General features: G+C 56.2%; 19 protein-coding genes and 2 riboswitches. Of the genes, 14 read left to right on the plus strand and 5 right to left on the minus strand.

Annotated features, from left to right (window positions below):
* Positions 1-57: 57 nt before the first annotated feature.
* From OS242_RS11230 to OS242_RS11240, 3 genes are all read left to right on the plus strand, one after another.
* The gene (locus OS242_RS11230; RefSeq protein ID WP_267151787.1) at positions 58-1,242 is read left to right on the plus strand and encodes a helix-turn-helix domain-containing protein; all 1,185 of its coding nucleotides are present in this window, start codon (positions 58-60) and stop codon (positions 1,240-1,242) included.
* Complete coding sequence (locus OS242_RS11235) at positions 1,242-1,376, plus strand: hypothetical protein (RefSeq protein WP_267151788.1); 135 nt, start codon at positions 1,242-1,244, stop codon at positions 1,374-1,376. The genes OS242_RS11230 and OS242_RS11235 overlap by 1 nt, the downstream gene beginning before the upstream one ends.
* Before the next feature lie 171 nt (positions 1,377-1,547).
* Entirely contained in the window at positions 1,548-2,837 is a 1,290-nt protein-coding gene (locus OS242_RS11240; protein WP_267151789.1) for a tetratricopeptide repeat protein, read from the plus strand.
* A gap of 52 nt (positions 2,838-2,889) precedes the next feature.
* Here OS242_RS11240 and dpdA read toward each other — a convergent pair whose 3' ends face one another.
* Positions 2,890-4,398, minus strand: coding sequence for a tRNA-guanine transglycosylase DpdA (gene dpdA / locus OS242_RS11245; protein ID WP_267151790.1), 1,509 nt, complete (start codon positions 4,396-4,398; stop codon positions 2,890-2,892).
* A 121-nt stretch (positions 4,399-4,519) separates the two neighbouring features.
* Positions 4,520-4,939 (minus strand): hypothetical protein, encoded by a 420-nt coding sequence (locus OS242_RS11250; protein ID WP_267151791.1) that lies wholly within the window; start codon positions 4,937-4,939, stop codon positions 4,520-4,522.
* Between the two features lie 123 nt (positions 4,940-5,062).
* On the opposite strand from OS242_RS11250, the gene OS242_RS11255 reads away from it, so the two are divergent.
* From OS242_RS11255 to OS242_RS11280, 6 genes are all read left to right on the plus strand, one after another.
* Entirely contained in the window at positions 5,063-5,374 is a 312-nt protein-coding gene (locus OS242_RS11255) for an MFS transporter (protein ID WP_267151792.1), read from the plus strand.
* A 153-nt stretch (positions 5,375-5,527) separates the two neighbouring features.
* Positions 5,528-5,710: a hypothetical protein gene (locus tag OS242_RS11260; RefSeq protein WP_267151793.1), complete on the plus strand. Its 183-nt coding sequence runs from the start codon at positions 5,528-5,530 to the stop codon at positions 5,708-5,710.
* 43 nt (positions 5,711-5,753) lie between these two features.
* A complete protein-coding gene (locus OS242_RS11265) occupies positions 5,754-6,152 on the plus strand; it encodes a hypothetical protein (RefSeq protein WP_267151794.1) in 399 nt (132 codons plus the stop codon).
* Positions 6,153-6,273: 121 nt separating this feature from the next.
* Positions 6,274-6,924 carry a Bax inhibitor-1/YccA family protein gene (locus tag OS242_RS11270; protein ID WP_267151795.1) on the plus strand — a complete coding sequence of 217 codons (651 nt, stop codon included), beginning with the start codon at positions 6,274-6,276 and terminating at the stop codon, positions 6,922-6,924.
* Between the two features lie 99 nt (positions 6,925-7,023).
* On the plus strand, positions 7,024-8,130 hold the full coding sequence (locus OS242_RS11275; protein ID WP_267151796.1) for a serine hydrolase domain-containing protein: 1,107 nt from the start codon (positions 7,024-7,026) through the stop codon (positions 8,128-8,130).
* Positions 8,131-8,298: 168 nt separating this feature from the next.
* On the plus strand, positions 8,299-8,943 hold the full coding sequence (locus OS242_RS11280) for an SGNH/GDSL hydrolase family protein (RefSeq protein WP_267151797.1): 645 nt from the start codon (positions 8,299-8,301) through the stop codon (positions 8,941-8,943).
* Between the two features lie 9 nt (positions 8,944-8,952).
* Here the strand turns inward: OS242_RS11280 and OS242_RS11285 are convergent, their stop codons facing one another.
* Positions 8,953-10,923 carry a sensor domain-containing protein gene (locus tag OS242_RS11285; RefSeq protein ID WP_267151798.1) on the minus strand — a complete coding sequence of 657 codons (1,971 nt, stop codon included), beginning with the start codon at positions 10,921-10,923 and terminating at the stop codon, positions 8,953-8,955.
* Positions 10,924-11,114: 191 nt separating this feature from the next.
* On the opposite strand from OS242_RS11285, the gene OS242_RS11290 reads away from it, so the two are divergent.
* Both OS242_RS11290 and OS242_RS11295 read left to right on the plus strand, forming a co-directional pair.
* Positions 11,115-11,816, plus strand: a complete 702-nt coding sequence (locus OS242_RS11290) for a FadR/GntR family transcriptional regulator (protein WP_267151799.1) — start codon at positions 11,115-11,117, stop codon at positions 11,814-11,816.
* A gap of 58 nt (positions 11,817-11,874) precedes the next feature.
* Complete coding sequence (locus tag OS242_RS11295; protein WP_267151800.1) at positions 11,875-12,759, plus strand: YitT family protein; 885 nt, start codon at positions 11,875-11,877, stop codon at positions 12,757-12,759.
* 153 nt (positions 12,760-12,912) lie between these two features.
* Here the strand turns inward: OS242_RS11295 and OS242_RS11300 are convergent, their stop codons facing one another.
* The gene (locus tag OS242_RS11300) at positions 12,913-13,140 is read right to left on the minus strand and encodes a hypothetical protein (protein WP_267151801.1); all 228 of its coding nucleotides are present in this window, start codon (positions 13,138-13,140) and stop codon (positions 12,913-12,915) included.
* Between the two features lie 13 nt (positions 13,141-13,153).
* A riboswitch (cyclic di-GMP riboswitch) is annotated at positions 13,154-13,239 on the minus strand.
* A 195-nt stretch (positions 13,240-13,434) separates the two neighbouring features.
* Here OS242_RS11300 and OS242_RS11305 point away from each other — a divergent pair.
* The 3 genes from OS242_RS11305 (at position 13,435) to OS242_RS11315 (ending at position 18,169) form a co-directional block, all read left to right on the plus strand.
* On the plus strand, positions 13,435-14,403 hold the full coding sequence (locus OS242_RS11305) for a hypothetical protein (RefSeq protein WP_267151802.1): 969 nt from the start codon (positions 13,435-13,437) through the stop codon (positions 14,401-14,403).
* A 44-nt stretch (positions 14,404-14,447) separates the two neighbouring features.
* Entirely contained in the window at positions 14,448-15,896 is a 1,449-nt protein-coding gene (locus OS242_RS11310; RefSeq protein ID WP_267151803.1) for a polysaccharide biosynthesis tyrosine autokinase, read from the plus strand.
* Between the two features lie 204 nt (positions 15,897-16,100).
* Positions 16,101-16,253, plus strand: a riboswitch (cyclic di-AMP (ydaO/yuaA leader).
* Between the two features lie 92 nt (positions 16,254-16,345).
* The gene (locus OS242_RS11315; RefSeq protein ID WP_267151804.1) at positions 16,346-18,169 is read left to right on the plus strand and encodes an APC family permease; all 1,824 of its coding nucleotides are present in this window, start codon (positions 16,346-16,348) and stop codon (positions 18,167-18,169) included.
* A gap of 42 nt (positions 18,170-18,211) precedes the next feature.
* On the opposite strand, the gene OS242_RS11320 is transcribed toward OS242_RS11315, so the two are convergent.
* Complete coding sequence (locus OS242_RS11320) at positions 18,212-19,237, minus strand: glycosyltransferase (RefSeq protein WP_267151805.1); 1,026 nt, start codon at positions 19,235-19,237, stop codon at positions 18,212-18,214.
* Positions 19,238-19,250 lie beyond the last annotated feature (13 nt).

Here is a 19,250-nt window from a genome sequence, read left to right on the forward strand (position 1 = left end):
AATGTTTATGGTCTATTTACTTTTATCTCTGTTTTGCTGATGAGGGGGATCGCGTCGGTGTCTACTGTTGAAAATACATCGGTTGCAAATGAAGTCAAAATGACTCTGCATAGAAGAATCGCAGAGATCATGCAAGAAAAGGGAGACTCCTTTTCGATCCGGGCTTTTTCATCTCGTTTAGGAATGAGTCGTGAAACATTGCGGCTGATCGTGGCAGGTGAGCGTCCCGTAACTCAACTTGAATTGGAACGGATCGCTACTGGTTTGGGTCTGTCCGTCGAACGGCTGAAGAAAATGGACACTCTCTACAAGGAGCAGGAAGTAGACCTCGTCTTGCACGCTACGAAAAGAACGAAAGTCATGTTGATGCGTGCTCTTGATTTTGCTAAAGAGCTGGTCGCGGTGTCCAGAGGAGGAACTGAACGTGGCAGTAATTTGCTTAGGTTGGGCAGAATCCAGTACTTTTTGCAGCAATACGATGAGGCCCATCATTCCTTTCAAAGCGCATTAAAATATGCCGAAATCGTAAATGAGCAATTTGGCGAAACGTACCTACTTCATCGCTCTACGGGACTCTTGATGCTGACCCATACAATCCGCAAGGAGTATTCGAATGTGGAGCATATGATTCAGTTGATGGAAACTGTTTTCCACCTGAATCCTGAAAAAATGGGCTACGTATATTACACACGGATGAAATGGAATGAGCATAAAGGGAATATCCGACTCGCAAAAGAAAACGCATATACAGCATTAGATTGGTTCAAACAAACTTGCGACATGGAGCAGATCGGCAAGGCGATGATCAACGTCGCCCATTTTGAATACTGCACAAAAAATTACGAGGAGTCGGCACGTGTTCTTAACTCGGCGATAAAAATCCTGGAGCCTTTCGATTTTTCACTTCTGTTCGCCGTCAAGGAGTACACAAAGACGTTACTTAGACTTGGTGATTCTGTTGCAGCGATCAAGTTCATCGAGGAGTACTCGTATCTTGCGAACGACTACCCTGATTTGCGGGGGAAGATTCAAATCATGTACACGCATGCAAAAAATGACCCCCAATATGCTGCAAGGATAAGTGAAGACCCTTCAATCAGTGCTGGTGTACGTTCATTAGCTTGCAAAAATCTTATGCAGTTCTTCAGTTTAAAAGATGACGCGAGCTCCGTAATGTTTTACTATAAGAAAGGAAGAATGATTTCAAACAAAAGTGAGTTCTTCGACGAGGAGGAAATTTGATGAAAAACCGCTTTGGGCAAGTGATGCTTTTTGCAGTGGTGGCGATTGCGATCATGCAGTTCACAACGACCGCCATCGTTCAAACGAATGCTGAAACGATTCCGCCGAACCCGATCATCGCTGATAAGAAATAACTTGTTCCCCCTCGTATAAAAACGAGGGGCTTTTTTGTACACCAGTCCGTTATGACAATTGCCACAACAAATAAATGACCATTTTATACTTGCTATTGCCGACTCAATATCGTGGAGTCGGTTTATTCTTTTTACACGGAGTCATTTATTTTGGGATGGTGATTGTAAAAGATGTTTTCACTCGGACAACGCATACGTGAACTTCGCCTCAAACAGGGGCTGACTCAGATCGACTTGGCAAAAGAGCTGTGCACGCCCAGCATGATCTCGCAGATCGAGTCGGACAAAGCGAGACCTTCTTACAAGATGCTGTTTGCCATCGCGGAACGGCTGGATGTGCCGCTGGAAAAGTTGCTGGTGGATGTGGATCTGAACATGGAATACGTGTCGACCTACAAAATGGCGCGGGCGATGGTGAGGTCTAAACGGTTTGCTTCCGCGATCCCGTTGCTGCGCGACCTGCTGGAGACGCCGCGTGCGCAGATCTCGACGATGGACATTCTCTTTGAACTGGGTGTGTGTTTGGTTCAAACGAACGAACTGGCAGAGGCGGAACAGACGCTGACTCAGGTGCAGGAATTGGCGATCATGCGGCAGGATCATCAGTTGCTCGCCGCTGTCTGGAAGGAACTCGGCGAGATCGAGTTTCGACACAGGCGGTACCAACTCGCGGTCCATCACTGGCAGAAGGCTCTGGCGAATGCGGAACAGATGGACGAGCAGGACGTGTATTTGAAAGCGGAACTTTTGTATCGCATGGGGCAGACGTACAACCAGACGGGGCAGGCCGTCGAAGCTCTGGAACTCTATGACCGCGCTGCTCGGATGTACGAGAGTATGGAGAGCCTTCACGAGATGGCGCAGGTGTATCTGGGGCTTGGCATCTCGTATCAGCAGATGAACGATCATGAGAAAGCGGCCGAGTACTCGGAGCGGGCTGCGTCGATCTTTGAGGGCTTGGAGAATGTGTTGATGACGATCAAAACGGAGATTCACAACGCCTCCTTGTACGCGCAAACGGGTCGGGTCGTGGAAGCGGAGGAGATGCTGATGCGAGCGATCCATAAGTTGAGCGGCATGGGGGACAAGGAGATCGAAGGGATCGCCTATGCGGAACTGGCGCAGGTGTTTTTGTGCAAAGGGGATATGGATCAAGCAGAAGCGGCTTGTCAGCAAGCGCGGATGCTCCTCCCTGAACTGCATCTGGATCAGGCGAAGATCAATCGCACTCTTGGCGAGGTGGCGCTGTGCCGAGGGCAGACAGAGGAAGCGATCCGCCGGTTGCAGATGGCCGTGGATGGATATAGACGATTGGATGCGGCGCGGGAGTGCGAGGAGACGATGTATCGACTGGCTCAGATCTACCGCAGCCAAGGCGAGTATGAGCGACAGGCAGAGGTGCTGGAGAAGATGCGGGATGTGGTGAAGGAGGCGTTGGGGAGGAGAGGGATAGAGTTGTGAGGGGAGATTGAAGAAAAGGAGAAACAATTTTGGACGTCTCTCCTTTTCTTCATCAAGTTTTTTTGAGGATATCTTTCAAAGTTTCGACCTTGATCCACGGTCGTTTTCGGTGAAGCATGCGATGGCAGTTTGAACATACGAGGGCTAAGTCTTCTACTTTTGATTCTTTCTCTCCTTGCATTTCGGAGAGAGGTTTGATGTGGTGTGCTTCGATGTAGTCGATGCCGATGTCACCGTATCTTTCATAGAAGGAAAAAAGACAAACTTGGCAACGCAGGAGAGGGTCTTGTTGCTTCGCGATCTGTTTCGCTTTTTTAATTAGGGATTGGCTTCGCTCGTAGGAGCGATGTATTTTGTATTGAGCGCGGCCTTCCGGGAAGTACTGTTCATCTTCATCGAATGGTGGCTCGGTGGTTGGGTTTGATTCTTCATGTAACTGTTGGTAGTAAATATAGGTGTTATGAAACCCGCGCCTTCTGTTTCGATTATTTCCACGGAAGATGATGACGTCGATACCGATTTCAGTGCAGATGTTGCACTTGCAGTCTTTCCACGGTCTGTCTTCCAAGGTTCGACGGTACGCATTTCGGTTTTGGTTACGCTCTTCACCGAGGTGTTGGTCGTATGCGAGGATCGCGTCAAGGGTGGAGTCGATGTCTTTTTCACCGGCATCGAATGCGCGGATGGCAGTAAGAGCCTCGGTTTCAAGCTGTTTGTAGGTGTCCAAAGAACCACCATTCTCGGCGAGTGCTTGTTTGATACGGCCTTTATTTTCTTGTGCTTCCGGTATACGAATGGCCGTATATGTGTTTCCATTATCCATAAAGTAATTTTTGCGCTTGTCCATAAAGGCACGCCGCAGAGGGGAGGCAGAATCAAAGGAAGTAACTCCGAGTGTATGTAGATGCTTCATAAAAGAAGCGTCCCTCAACACGCCACTCAGATGAAGTTGGAAATCAGTATCAGGGATCAGCGGTGTGATCGATTGCAAGATCTCAATTAATTTTTGATCAGGTGTTCGAGACAATCCGCCTAGGGAAACGGCCCTGTAGCCCATCTGGATCAGGGCGGCTACTTCGTATCGGCATGATTCAATTTCAACGCCGCCTGCGACTCCAACTGGGGTGAAGGTGCAATGGTTTTGTTTGTGCTTCTGAATAAATTCTTGAGCGCGGGACAATGTGAGCTCATAGTTTGACATCTCTACAGAAAGACCGTAATCGAACTCAAGCGACTGATAAAATTCTATTGCTTCGTCTGGCGTGTAGGCTTTGTGGTCAGCGTTTCTATAGGCTCCACAATCACCCATTAGCTGGACATGGTCGGGAAGGCGCAGCATGTTACGCAGTCCGAATTGGCGAATGAGTTTCTGTTTGCTTGGTGATTTTAAGCTCGAAGCTGAGATCAAGAGTCCGTCATAAGTGGGAGTATTGAAAATTTCATGGGCGTAATTGTCATGGTGCAACGGACGACGCTTGGGGGTTGTCTGGTCGGTCAGGAAGTTAAATCCCGGATCTACGCGGTCATTATTTTCTGAGATGAAGTATTTCAGATCGGGCAATCAGATCACTTCACTTTCAATGGCTGTAAAAAGTAATGAATCAATCGGTATACTACTTTTATAGAATAGCACAAAAAAAGCGTCCCTTCATAGGGGCGCTCATGTCTTCACAGTAACTAATTTAACTCACAGACCCGCATTGCACTTCATCCAACTCCACCACCGCTGACAGCCACACCGCCACCAACTCGCGCACCGGCTCCGTAATCTCTACAGCCGTGCCGCCTTCGTACATGCGTTGGTACAGGCTCTTCACCGATTGATCCTCGCCATGTTTGCGAGGGTGCTCCGGGCCGGTCAGGAGGTACAGGGCGGCTGCTTCTTGCAAGCCGCGCAAAAACTCGCGGTCTTCCTCTCCTGCAAACAGGAGCGTAATCTGGCATGGCCCGTGGGTGCTCTCCAAGATGATGTGGAGCTCCAGCGCTTGTTTGGTCGGGAGGACTTTCGCCTCCAGCGAGGTGCTGAGCACCGGGCAGGGCAGGACGCACCCGGTTACATACGGGGCATACTGACGGTCGAACAGCAGAAGGCCGGTTTCCATCGGGGGGACACTCCTTTGGGGTCGTCGAGGTTTGGTAGGTTCAGTATAGCCTGTTTTTTTAGAGGTTCCTTGTTATCTGTTTGAAAATATTGTAAACGCAAGAGAAAGAAGGTGCTCTCACCCATGATCCGTGGTTTCTTCGAATACAAAGTCGATCCGGTGCAAAAGGCCGCCTATACGCGCATCATCGCGTCGATCCGCGAGCTGTCTCAAGCGGCGGGGCTAGAGGCATACAGTGTGTGTGAAAGTGTGGAGCAAGAAAATTTGTTTGTCGAGACGTTCCTTGTCGAATCTATGGAGGAGTATCGGGGGATCGAGGCGAATTTATCCAAGAATCCCGAGATGGCGCAATTGCGCGAACAGTTGGCACAGGTGATCGTCGGCGGGATGTCTGCGAAGAAAATGTGGTTTTTCTCGGAACTTCAGTTTTCTTGAAGCGAGTGGGATACACTGTAAGGAAAGCGTTCAAAGGGGTGCAGATCTGTGATCAAAGTAACGGAAACGGCGCTCACCATGATCCGGGACATCCTCAAAGAGGAGCCGGAGTCGACGGTGATCCGTCTGCATGTGTCGCCTGGCTGAGGCGGCATGAAGTTTCGCTTGGCTCTGGATGAGCCACAAGAATATGACAAAAAGATCGAGGCGTCCGGCCTGACGTTTGTCGTCGATCCGTTTGCCGCTTCGTTTATCGAAGAGGTGGGGGTGGATTATGATGAGTATGACGACCAGTTCGTCGTGCTCAATCTGACCGGCCCGGATTCGTCCTGCTAATCATCACGTCCAGCTATCACAACACAAAAGGAGCTTGACTCTCATGACCACACCGGTACAAGTCAATTTTGAAATCAAATCGATGGAGCGCTGCGTCTCCGCTACGTTTGCATACGGCCAGACTTCGGTCAACAACCCGTACTTCACCGTCTACTTTGTCGTCAACAACGCAGGCATCATCGCGGTGTATGACAAGTCCACCCCGGTACCGGGCACGGAGTTGAAAGAAGGCGAGCCGACTCCGTTCCTCGACCAGCTCAAGACCAACTCGCTGCCGATCAAGCAAGGCAGCGACAAGTACGAGATCTTGCGCTACATCCACGGCGAGTTGGAGCGCATCGGCGAGAAACTGCAACGCGAAGGCCGTGCGCTGTCCGACAGCGACATCGGCAAGCTGATGACCAAGATCGCCTCCAAATATGAGGGCGAGTCGGTTCAATAATCACCGGGACGTGCATAGACCTCTCTATGGGAAGAGAGGTCTTTTGTTGTTTTGATCCACTTTTTTAGGGTTATCTTGTATAATAGTAAACAGGTATCTTCGAAAGGATGTGTCTCTGCACATGTATCCGAATCCGTCTTATCAAGGCAGCCGTATCGTCGGGATCAACCGTGTCCTGCCGATGTTCTTCCTGAGCCTGCTGTTCGCGGTGATCGGGACGATTGTCGGCACGCAGGTGCCGCCGGCTCTGTTCCTGCCGCTGGTGATCATCGAGATCGGCATGCTGGTCGCTGCGATGTTCCTGCGCAAGCGCCGCGTCGGCTATACGTTCCTGTATCTGTTCACGTTTATCTCCGGCATCACGTTCTACCCGGTGCTCTCTCACTATCTCGGCTCGATCGGCGGCGACATGGTGATGGCTGCGTTTGGCGTCACGACGCTGGCGTACGGCGCGACCGCGCTGTATGCGTGGAAATCGAAAGCGGACTTCTCGTTCCTCGGCGGTTTCCTGATGGTCGGCGTCATCGCGCTGCTCGGCATGATGCTGTGGAATCTGTTCCTGCCGCTGGGCTCGACGATGTACATGTTGTTCACGATGCTTGGGATCTTCATCTTCATCGGCTTCACGCTGTATGACATCTCGAACATCGCCCGCAACGGCGTGCCGGAAGAGCTCGTGCCGATGGCTGTGCTCGGTCTGTACCTGAACTTTATCAACCTGCTCCTGTTCGTCCTGCGCCTGTTCGGGATCAACCTCGGCAGCGACGACTAAGTATCGACCGGATCGGCTCAAAAGGCTCTTGTCCCCCGATGGGCAAGGGTCTTTTTTTGCTTGTCCCCTCATAAGTAGAGTGTACGGGGGTGATCACTTATGCGGAGATTGGTTCAAAAAGGCATCGAAGAAGGGCTGTTCCCTGGCGCGGTGGTCTGCGTGTCGCGCAACGGGGACCCGCTGTATTATGAAGCGCACGGAAAGGCGGAGGCGACTCCGGCCGAGCGGACGATGACGCTCGACACGCGATTTGATCTGTCCTCGCTGACACAAGTGGTGGCGACTCTGCCTGCGGTGTTGCGCACGGTGCAGATGGGGAAACTGTCGCTGATCGATCCGATCGCGCGCTATCTGCCCGAGTTTGCCACAGGGGTGGATCGTCATGCGAAAGGGCAGATCAGCGTGTTCCAACTGCTTTCTCATACATCCGGACTTCCGGCATGGAAGCCGTTTTTCCTGACCGCACGCGGGGTCAAAGCGTACCTGCGTGCGTTGGCCGACACGCCGCTGGAGGCAGCTCCCGGCGAAAAGGCGATTCAGAGCGACCTCGGGTATCTGCTGCTCGGCTTTGCTTTGGAGCGCATCTGGGACAGGCCGTTGCAGGACGTCTGCGAGCGGCTGGTGTTTCGCCCGCTCGATCTCAACCAGACGTCGTTTGCCACGGGGGAACCGCTGCCGACGGAGCTGTGTGCGGCGTCGGAGGTGGGCAACGAGTGCGAGCGGCGGCTGTGCGCACCGTACGGGATCAATCATTTTCCGTGGCGCGAGGATGTGATCTGCGGCGAGGCGCAGGACGGCAATGCGTTTTACGGACTCGACGGGGTGGCCGGGCATGCGGGGCTGTTTTCGACGGCTGCCGATCTCAACCGATATGCCGAGGTGTGGGTGCGCAAAGGGGTGTTTCGCCGCGAGCGTTTCTTGGATGCGACGCTGGTCACGCTGGCGACGCAGACGCACACGAAAGATCTGGCGGGCGAAGGCGGCATGCAGCGCGGCTTTGGCTGGGAGACGGCCCATCCGGGCGGGACGCTCGGCGAGGCGACGCCGGCGATGTCGTTCGGCATGGTCGGCAAGGGCCATTCGGTGGCGATCTGGTGCGACCCGGTCAGCAAGATGACGGCGGTGACGCTGACCAACGGCTGGCATCCGCGCGGCCGCGACGGGCTGCAGGAATGGTTGAAGGTGTTGCATAAGCGGATCTTCTAGGATGCGGATGCATCCTTTTTTTCTTTTGGCACCGGAACCGGGCGGAGGAAAAGCAAAAGAACCTGCGGGGGCGGTATGCCTTTGGCAGGTTCTTTTTTTTCGTCGCGGATTGACTCGGGACTGGCATAGGATACAGCAGGTCTTTGGCGGACGGAGGTGAAATCGGATATGTTTACCTACACAGCACTGGGCGATTCGGTGACGGCCGGGCAGTCGGCTCGTTCGCGCCGACTCGCGTATCCGGCGTTGACTGCCTGTCATCTGGAAGAACGGCTCCAGACCCGCGTCGTGCCGTTTGTGCTGGCTCGACCTGGCTGGACGAGTGCGACGCTGACGGCGGCGAGGTTTTCCCTGTCCAGCGAGCCGTTGCGCCGCGCAGATGCGATCTCTGTCTGGGTCGGCGGCAACGATGTGGCGCAGGCCGGACTGTCGCTGGCGAGGGGCGGGTCGCGGCAGGTGCTGGAGACGACGCTGGCGGCGTACGGGCAGCATCTGCACACGCTCGTTCAGTCGATCCGGGCGGTCTCCAGAGCTCGGCTGGTGCTCTGCGGGCAGTACAATCCGTTCCCGCACAGCCCGCTGGCCGTGCAGGGCATCCGCTCGTTAAACAGCATCACGGCTGCGGCAGCCAAGCGTTTCGGTGCTCGTTATGCGCCGACCGACGCGTGGTTTGCCGGCAGAGAGGCGGAGTTGATCTACGGCTACCGCACCGGGCATCTCGAAGACGTGCGGACCTCCCCCGTTCTGCCGATCCACCCGAACGACCGCGGGCATGCGGTGATCGCCCGGCAGTTGACGCCGTTGCTCGGCTGACCGGAGAGTCTATTTGCGCATTTTCAGCATCTCTTCAAACTTTTCAGCGGTCAGCGGCCCCGAGAACAGATAGCCTTGGAACTCGTCGCAGTCGCGCTCGCGCAGGAAATCGAGCTGCTCTTCCGTCTCGACGCCTTCGGCGATGACGTTGAGTTTTAAGGAGTGCGCCATGACGATGACCGAGGCGGCGATTGCGCCGTCGTCCTGGGAATCGGAGATGTCATGAACGAACGACTTGTCGATTTTCAGCGTCTGGATCGGGAATTTTTTCAGATAGGACAGCGACGAATAGCCGGTGCCGAAGTCGTCGATGGAGATCTGCACGCCGAGTTGCTTGAGCTGTTCGAGGATCGAGATGGCGTGCTCGACATGGCGCATCGCCACGCTCTCCGTGATCTCAAGCTCCAGCATCTGTCCTGGCAGACCGGTCTCTTGCAAGATGCGCTCGACCATCTCGACGATGTTTTTCTGCTGGAACTGGCGGGCGGACAGGTTGACGGCAACGCGCAGGCCCGGGTAGCCGCTGTCGAGCCATTTTTTGCACTGCAGGCAGGCGGTGCGCAGCACCCATTCGCCGATCTGCACGATCAGGCCGGTCTCTTCGGCGAGCGGGATGAACTCGGCCGGCGAGATCAGTCCCCGCCGGTGGTGATTCCAGCGCACGAGCGCCTCCATGCCGATGATCTGGCCGGTGGAGATGTGCAACTGCGGCTGGTAGTGCACGACAAATTCACCACGGTCGAGGGCGCGTCGCAGGTCGTTTTCCAAGTTGAGCCGCTCCAGAGCCTGCGAGTTCATCGCCGGGGAGTAGAGCTGGTAGTTGTTGCCGTGTTCTTTGGCGCGGTACATCGCGGTGTCGGCGTTTTTCGCCAACGTGTCGATCACGATGCCGTCGTCCGGGTAGAGCGCGACGCCGATGGACGGCGTGACGAAAAATTCGTGATCGGCGATGCAAAACGGCACCATGAACGTATCGAGGATGCGCTGCGCCATCAGGATCGCCTCCTCGGTGTCGGCGATGTTCTCCATGATCACGGTAAATTCATCGCCGCCGAGGCGGCAGACGGTGTCGCGGTCGCGCACCGTGTCGGTCAGGCGTTGGGCGATCTCCTGCAGCAGGCGGTCGCCGACGTCATGGCCGAGCGTGTCGTTGATCAGCTTGAAGCGGTCGATGTCGAGGAACATCACCGCCGCCTTCAGATCGAGCCGCTCCGCATCGGCGACGGCCAGAGCGAGGCGATCCATGAACAGGATGCGGTTGGGCAGGCCGGTCAGCGTGTCGTGGTAGGTCTGGTGGTGCATGCGGGCTTCGTCCTGCTTGAGCTTGGACATGTCGCTGAACAGCGCCGCAAAGCGGATGATCTCGCCGTTTTCGTCATGAACGGCGACGATGTTCAGCCACTCCGGGAAGATCTCGCCGTTTTTGCGGCGGTTCCAGATCTCGCCCGCCCAGGAGCCGGTTGCTTGGATCTCGTTCCACATCGACGAGTAAAAGTCGCAGTTGTGCCAGCCCGACTGCAAAAAGCGCGGGTTTTGACCGACCGCCTCCGACGCGGTGTAGCCGGTCGAATGTACGAACGCCCTGTTTACATACTGGATCGTGCCGTCCGGGGAGGTGATCATGATCCCTTGCAAGGTGTGTTCGAGCACGGAGACGGCGGAGAGCGCAGCGACACCCGCATGGCGGCGCATGACGAGGTCGCGTACGCACAGGACCCACAGCTGCTCGTCCCCGGCCGAGACAAGGCTGTGCTCGACTTCCGCGTCAAAGGCGGAACCGTCGCGCCGCACAGCCTGCAGCGGCGCGGTCAGGTCTGTCTCCGGGCCTGTCCAACCGGGCAAGAACCGGGTGATCGGCTGTCCGACCGCTTCGTGTTGTTCATAACCAAATAAGAGGGTGCCCGACTCGGGGAACGAGCGGATCACGCCGGATGTATCAATTGTCAGCACAGCATCGCGAATCTGCAGATGCCGGATCAAAGATAGTGTAGGCTCCATTCAGATACTGTCCTTTCCGGGAGATTGTCGACTCCGTTACCCCTACTTTACCGTATTGTTACCTACTTCGGCTAGGACGTTAGAGAAATTCCTGCTGTAAACAGGGTTTAGCTGTGTATAATAGAAAAAATGGCATCCATGCTTTGGAAAATATACAGACGTTGGTGAGCGCCGTGGAACAGAAGCGAAACAGACTGAAAAAGACATACGAGCAAGTGGCGGACCATTTCAAACGCTTGATCGAGCAGGGGGCGCTGCTCCCGGGGCAGAAACTGCCGCCGATGAGTGAACTGGCGGTGCGTTTTGGCGTGTCGCGCGCGACGGTGCGCGAGGCGTTTTCGTCGCTCGTCGGCATGGGACTGATCGATCTGCGCCACGGAGAAGGCACGTTTGTCCGCCGTTTTGACGTGCAGACGATGGTCACCGAGCCGATGAACGCGGCGTTGCTGCTCGGCATGGGCGAACTGCGCGAACTGCTGGAGATCCGGCGCTTGCTGGAGACAGGCGCGGTACGATACGCCTGCGAGCGGGCGGGCGAGGAGGCGTTGGCGGCTGCGGAGGCGGCGCTGGTCGAGTCGGGCGACCCGGCCGACCGCGATTTGCAATTTCACCTGCTGCTGGCCGGATGCGCGGGCAACAACGTGATGCTCAATCTGGTCAACACGCTGGCCGAGCCGATCCGCAGCCTGTTGCGCGAGATCCACGCAGAGCTGGACGACCCGGACGAGTTGGACCGGGAGCATCGCGCGATCTTGCAGGCGATTCGGGCGAGGGACAGCGTCGAGGCGCAGCGGCTGCTTTCGGAGCACCTGGCGCGAACGGAGCGGCGGTTTGCCACGCGGTACCGGCAGGGGGACGCCGATCTTCCCTCCTGAAAATGATTTCCATCCTTTTGTGCCACACTAAGCGGACGCAACAGGAGGAGGAGATCTCATGACGACAAGCGCACAACCGGCTCGCGTGCATCGCAAGGAGCCGCTGTCCGGGCAGATCAAGCGAGCGTTGGCGATCCTGCTCGGCTCTTTGCTGGTCGGGGTGGGGCTGGAACTGTTTTTGGTGCCGAACATGATCATCGACGGCGGCATCATCGGCCTGTCGATCCTCGCCGGACACCTGACCGGATTTCCCATCGGCTTGTATACGTTTTTGCTCAATCTGCCGTTTCTGCTCGTCGGGTACAAGCAGATCGGCCGCACGTTCGCTGTGACGACGCTGTTTGCGGTCAGCTCGATGTCGGCGTTTGTGACGATGTTGCACGGGATGGAGCCGTTCACGAACGACAACCTGCTGGCGACGGTGTTCGGCGGCGTCCTGCTGGGCCTTGGCGTGGGCACGATCATCCGATACGGCGGTTCGCTGGACGGCACGGAAATCATCGCGATCTTGCTGACCCGAAACTCCGCCTTTTCGGTCGGCGAGATCGTGATGTTTTTCAATCTGTTCATCCTCGGCAGCGCCGGGTTTGTGTTTGGCTGGGAGAGCGCGATGTACTCGCTGATCGCCTATTTCATCGCCTTTAAAATGATCGACATCACCATCGAAGGGCTCGACGAGTCCAAATCGGTGACGATCATCTCCGAAAGTCCGGCCGAGATCTCCGATGCGCTCCAGCAGCGTCTGGGTCGCGGGGTCACGCACATTTACGGCAAAGGCGGCTACACAGGCGAGGACAAAGAGCTGCTGTACGTCATCGTCACAAGGCTGGAGGTCGCTAAATTGAAAAACATCGTCATGGAGTATGATCCCGGCGCGTTTATCGCCATCGAGCCAGTCGCCGATGTGATGGGCGGACGATTCCGGAAAAAGGCGATTCACTGATTCCCGGATCATTTCCAAACAATAAAAAAAGCCCTTTTCACCAAACGGTGAAGAGGGCTTTTAACGTGTGACGGTTCTTCGATAGCAATCGACAACGACCGTAAAATATAATAGAATAGAAAGCAAACTAGTAGAGCTGTTTACCGCCCGGATTTAATACGGAAGTTGCAGGTCTTGCAGCTGTTGCTGATCGCGGATCAGTTCCATGATTTGATTTTTGTTTTCAATCAGGAACCAGATCGCAGCGGCCTCGGACATCTTGTTCGTCGAGTCTTGCGATTCGGCTTCGGTAGACGGCGAGTGAGACGATACGAACGAGGAGAGCACGCCGATGGCGACTCCCATCACGAGCATCAGGGCGACAGGAAGCGATTTTTTCAAGTTGTTTTCCCCTTTCGGTAACCCGGCTGCCAGCGTTCGTTTCGCGTAGGCCCGTGGCTTTGCGTCCCGCCCTTTCGATGCGGTTTGCCGTTTGTCGTTTGGGTATTATGGACTGCTTGGTCAGGTTAAAAGAAGTTTCTCTAACAACTAAAATGTGGATTATGTCTCTATAATAGGGTATTCGACAGGACGAAGTCAATGGGTAAACTAGGACTATCTACCTAAAGTGCTTTTTCAAGAATGTTGCGATAACTTTAAGGACATGAGGATTTACGGACAGGGGGGACGAGTTACGTGAAGGATGAAGAGTACGAGGTCGGCAACTCCTCCGACACGGAGCTGCCCAGCCGTTCGGCCAAGCACAAAAAGCGCGGGGGGAACGTGCTGGAGCGGGTCAAGCGTATAGGGGATAAAGCGAAAGCCAAACCACCACACAAAGAGGAAGAGCGGGAGACTGCTTTTTACGAGGCGTTGCAGACCTACCGCGAACAGGCGGCCGGCACCGCGCTGGCTGAAACGCTGGTCGAGCCTCTGCCTGAAGAAGATCGCCGGGAACGCCGCGGCCGATTCTCTCGCCGGTTGATCGTCGGGCTGCTGGCCTGCTCCTTGTTGATCAATCTCGGTCAAGGCATTTTGGTCTACAAGCTGATCCAGAAGGGCATCGAGAAAGACAACACGTTTGCCACGCCGCAGCCGACGCCGGTGACCACGCCAAAGCCGGTGCCCGACGTGGTTCGGATCGTGCAGCCGATCCATTGGACGCCGCAGCAGCTCAGCGGCATCTCCAAAGACCGCCGCACGACGATGGAGGAAACGTTTACGCTGCTCTACAACAACCAGCGCTTTGCAAAAGGCAACCTCAACATGCTGTACGTCTCGGGGCTGAACAGCTTTGTCGTCCATCATGACGGATCGCTCGGGGTGAGCGTGTTCCTGCACAACGGGTATTTGAAAAACTTCACGCCCAAAGCGGCCACCGTCTCGATCTACTACCAAAACAGGCTGATGGTCAGCGGTACGTTTGAGAAAAAGATCCCGCAACTGATGGCCGGCGAGATCTATCTGGTCGACCTGCTGTTCAAGCCGGACGACATCCGCGACCCGGACACGGTGGACAAACTGGCCCTCGCCCAAGGCGAACTCGCCAAAATGCGCTTTGACGTGCGGATCTCGTACGACAACGTCATCACGAAAGATCTCGTCGAGGAAGTGTGGATGATCCTCACACCGCAAGTGGCCCTCGCGCCCAAACTCCCGCAATAACAGCATGCACATCATGCCAACCAATAGAGAAGGATGAAACGACGATGAAACTCTTATGGTTGCGATACTGGAACGCGTTGAAAAAGCGCGCGCCTCTGATCGGACTGATCATCTTGCTGGCCGTTTCCACCAGCGGGTATATGACGTACAACAAAGTCGCGCCGCAATATAAAGCGTCGACCAAACTGTTCGTCAACATCAAACCGACGCTCAAGCCGGACATCGTGATCAACGAGCAGCTCGCCGATCAAAAGATCCTTAAGTCCTACACGGAGATCATCAAGAGCTTTGCGGTCGGACGGGATGTGGTGGCGCGCACCGGGGTCAAACTGACGCCCGATCAGATCAATGCGATGACAGCCGTCACCACCAACACCGACTCGCAGGTCATCTCGATCACCGTCACCGACACCGACGAAAAACGGGTCGTGGCGCTCGCGGAGGAAGTGTCGAACGCGTTTATTAACAAGGTGGCGCAGATCATGCAGGTCGACAACGTGATCTTCCTCGAACGGGCCACGGAAAAACCGCCGGTCACCATCGCGGCCAAGCCGCAGGTCAACATGGCGGTGGCGTTTCTGCTCTCGCTGACGGTCGGCATCGGGCTGACCGTGCTGCTGGAGTACTTTGACCCGACGCTCAAGACCAAGATCGAGGTGCAGGAGATCCTCGGTGTTCCGTTGATCGGTGAGATCGGCCGTTGGGAGACGGTGGCAGGCAGCGGACGGCGCACGGCGAAGGTGCGCAAACGCTCGCTGCTCCTGAACCTGTTCCGGCGTCAAGCTGCGGCTGCTTTGGAACCGACACCGCTGAACATGGTGCCGTCCAAACGCAACCGCCGCGTGCTGGCATGCTATGAGGCGCTGTATAAAAACCTGTTGCCCCTGCATCTGCACAAAGGGCTGCGGACGATCTATGTCACCTCGACGATGCGCAAGGAAGGCAAATCGTCGGTGCTCACTCATTTTGGCATTTTGCTCGCACAGAGCGGACATCGCGTCCTGCTGATCGACAGCGAGCTCGACGCGCCGGTGCTGCACACGGTGTTTCAATTGCCCAATCATACCGGGATCAGCGACGTGCTGACCGAACAGGCTGCGCTGTCTGACGCGGCTCAGGGCACGATGATCCCAAACCTCGACGTGCTGCCGACCGGTGTGGTCACCTCCGCCGGTGCGCGGGCGCTGAGCAGCGGTCCCGCGTTTGCCGACCTGCTCCAAGAGGCACGGGAGCTGTATGACATCGTGCTGATCGACGGCCCGGCCGTCGCCGAATCGCCCGTTCCGCAGGCGGTGGCTCCGCTGGCAGACGGCGTGCTGTTTATCGTCGGTCACTCCAAAGCCCGCCGTGAGCACGCGACGCTGGCTGTCGACTCGCTGCGCAGCTCCGGTGCGCATCTGTTCGGCGCGGTGCTCAACTCGCTTGAGGGCCGTTCGGTGCATTCGAATTATTATCTGGATCGCATCGACTACCAGTTTAACGCGCAAGTTTAGTGCCGCTAGATCGGAAATAAAAAAGACCGCCTGGGCGCTCAGGCGGTCTTTTTCATATGCGGCTGCGGCCGCAAAAACGCATGCGCGGCTATGAGCGGGCGAACTAATTGCGCGAGAGGGCGATCTACTGGTCGCGGCGAGCGAAATCCGGTCAAAAAAGGCTGGTGCGCGTTTTCGAAAATGGGAGTATCATGAGGCAATCAACAGCATACACGGCCAAATTCCGGCACAGCCGGGAGCGGAGGACCCACGTATTTGGGGTTAATCCCGCGCGTTTGCGCGGGAGGGATGAGGGACAATGTTCTCCTTTGCCATCCTACCCGTCAGCTAACTTCGTCGGCTCAAGCAAAGGGGGTTGAAAAGACCTTCGTTTTCGGAACGGTCTTTTTTTGTTGTGTTCATTGGAAATTTTTAGCTTTTAACTCTCGAATCGAAAGAAGGAAGCCGCTATGGTTTCGAAAATGAAACGTATTCTGATCGGCCCTCCGATGAAATCTACTGAGTTGGCAGATGAGAAACTGACGAAGTTCAAAGCCTTGGCTGTCCTCTCGTCTGATGCGCTGTCCTCGGTCGCATACGGCACAGAGCAGATCCTGATGGTGTTGATCATCATGGGCGCGGCTGCGCTCTGGTACTCGATCCCGATCTCGGTCGCTGTACTTGCCCTGTTGTTGATTCTCATCTTGTCGTATCGGCAAATCATTCATAACTACCCGTCCGGCGGTGGTGCCTATATGGTCGCCAAGGAAAATCTCGGCCTGTCTTTCGGGCTGGTCGCAGGCGGGTCGCTGCTCGTCGACTACATCCTCACCGTCGCGGTCAGCGCATCGGCCGGCACGGACGCGATCACGTCCGCGTTTCCGGCTTTGCATGAGCACCGGGTATTGATCGCGCTGGTGATGATCAGCGCGCTGACTTTGCTCAACCTGCGCGGGATCACCGAGTCGGCGTCGATACTCGCCTACCCGGTCTATCTGTTTATCGGCGCGATCATGCTGATGATGGTCAGCGGCGCGGTGCAGGCGCTGACCGGGCAGATCGAGCCGGTCACCGCTCCGCCCGCCTACGGGGCGGCCGTGCCGGGGATCACCTTGTTCCTGTTGCTCAAGGCGTTCTCGTCGGGCTGTTCGGCGTTGACCGGCGTGGAGGCGGTCTCCAACGCCATTCCGAATTTTAAAGCGCCCGCCCCGCGCAACGCGGCTGCCACGCTGATGATGATGGGTGTGATCCTCGGCACGATGTTTATCGGCATCAGCGTGCTGGCCTATCTCTACGGCATCGTGCCGAACCGCACCGAGACGGTCATCTCGCAGTTGGCCAATGCGATCTTCGGCCGCGGCGCGATGTACTATTTCATCCAGGCGGTGACGGCGCTGATCCTGTTCCTTGCGGCAAACACGGCGTTCTCCGCGTTCCCGCTGCTGGCGTTCATGCTGGCAAAAGACAAATTTATGCCCCGCATGTTCAAAGTGCGCGGCGACCGGCTGGGCTTTTCCAACGGGATCATCATCCTCGGGTTCTTCTCCGCGCTGCTGATCGTGCTGTTCAACGGCCACACGGAAAATCTGATCCCGCTGTATGCGATCGGTGTCTTCATTCCGTTCACGCTGTCGCAGGCCGGGATGATGCGCAAATGGCTGCGCGAGAAGCCGAAAGGGTGGACCCTGCCGTTTGCGATCAACACGGTCGGGATGCTGACGACGCTCTGCATCACGCTGATCTTCCTCTTCACCAAATTCGCGCAAGTGTGGATGGTGTTTTTGTTCCTCCCGGCGGTGATCTATGTGTTTCGCAAGATCAACCAACACTACACCGCCATCGCCGAGGAACTGCGGATCGACATTCACACCGACAAGCCTTGTAAAAAAGGCAGCACAGTGGTCATCCCGGTGGCCGGCATCACCCGTGTGGTGCGCAACTCGATCTCCTACGCCACGTCGCTGACCGACAACGTCGTCGCGGTGTACATCGGGTTTGATGAAGAAGAGATCGCCAAAATGGAGCAGAAATGGGCCGAGTGGAACCCGGGCGTGCGGTTGATCTGCCTGCGTTCCCGTTATCGGAGCATCATGAGGCCGCTGATCAAATTCATCGACACGATCGAATGGAAGACGTCGGCGACCGATCATGTGACGATCCTGATCCCGCAGTTTGTCACGAAGCGCTGGTGGCACTATGTGTTGCACAACCAGACGTCGCTGTTGATCCGGGCCTATCTGATCGCGCGCAAAGATGTGACGATCACGACGGTGCCGTATCATTTGAACAAATAAAGAAAAACCGCCGTCCTCCGAAGAGGGCAGGCGGTTTTTGTTTTAGTGCTGCGTACAGACCGTGGGAGCCATCACCGATTCGTACATCTCTTTGAACGTCTGCAACTCGCGCGCCAAGGAGAAATGCTCGCGGATCGTCGCGAGGCCGCCGGCGGCGACTCGTTCGCGGGAGTCGGCGTCTTTGACGAGCAGCAGCGCTTTTTCGGTCAGCTCGCTTCCGTCGCGGTAGAGGTAACCGTTGACGCCGTCGTCGATCAGGTCTCGGTTGCCCGGCACGTGAGAGGCGAGCACCGGTTTGCCGAGCGACATCGCTTCGAGCAGGGCGTGGGAGAGGCCTTCCGAAGAGGAGGTGTTCATCGCCACGTCGACCGCTTGGTAGAGGTCAGGGATCTCGCTGTAGTCGACCGCGCCGATATAGCGGGCAAATCCGGAATAGCGCGCAAACGCCTCCTGCACCTCCGCGTAGGTCTTTTCATCGAGATTCTGCCCGGCGACGACAAAGCGTACGTTCGGATGCAGTTCGTGCACGCGGGCGAGCGGCTCCAGCGCATCGAGCGGCCGCTTGACCGGGCGGATGCCGGCGACAAGCAGGAAGATAAACTCCTCCTCGCCAAATCCGAAGTCGGCCCGCGTCTTGCCTTTGCGTGGCGGCAGGTCGATGCCGAGATTGACGACCAGCGATTTGGACTCGGAACCGGGATAGGCGGCCGCGAGACGCTGGCGGGCATCTTCGGTGAGGAAGACGATCCGCGAGGCGTATTCGACCGCCTCGACCATGCTCGGGCGGGTGTCCGGGTTGGTCAGGTGTTCGTTGACATCGGTGCCGGTCATCGTGACGACGAACGGCTTGCCAAGGCGTTTGGCAATCGGCGCGATGTGGCGGCCGGTGGCGTAGGCGTTGTAAGAGTGTATGAGATCGGCTGCTGCGTAGTCAGCCTCGCTGACAGATTCGAATGCTTTGCGGGTGATCTGGATGCCGTACGGCGCAAGGCCGCGCTGCAGCCGTCCGCTATACGTCCAATTGCCGCCGGAAGGTTGGTTGGGCGGGAGGACGATCAGTATCTTCATGAGGTATCGATCC

The sequence above is a fragment of the Tumebacillus lacus genome (genome assembly GCF_026410385.1).
Classification (GTDB): domain Bacteria; phylum Bacillota; class Bacilli; order Tumebacillales; family Tumebacillaceae; genus Tumebacillus; species Tumebacillus lacus.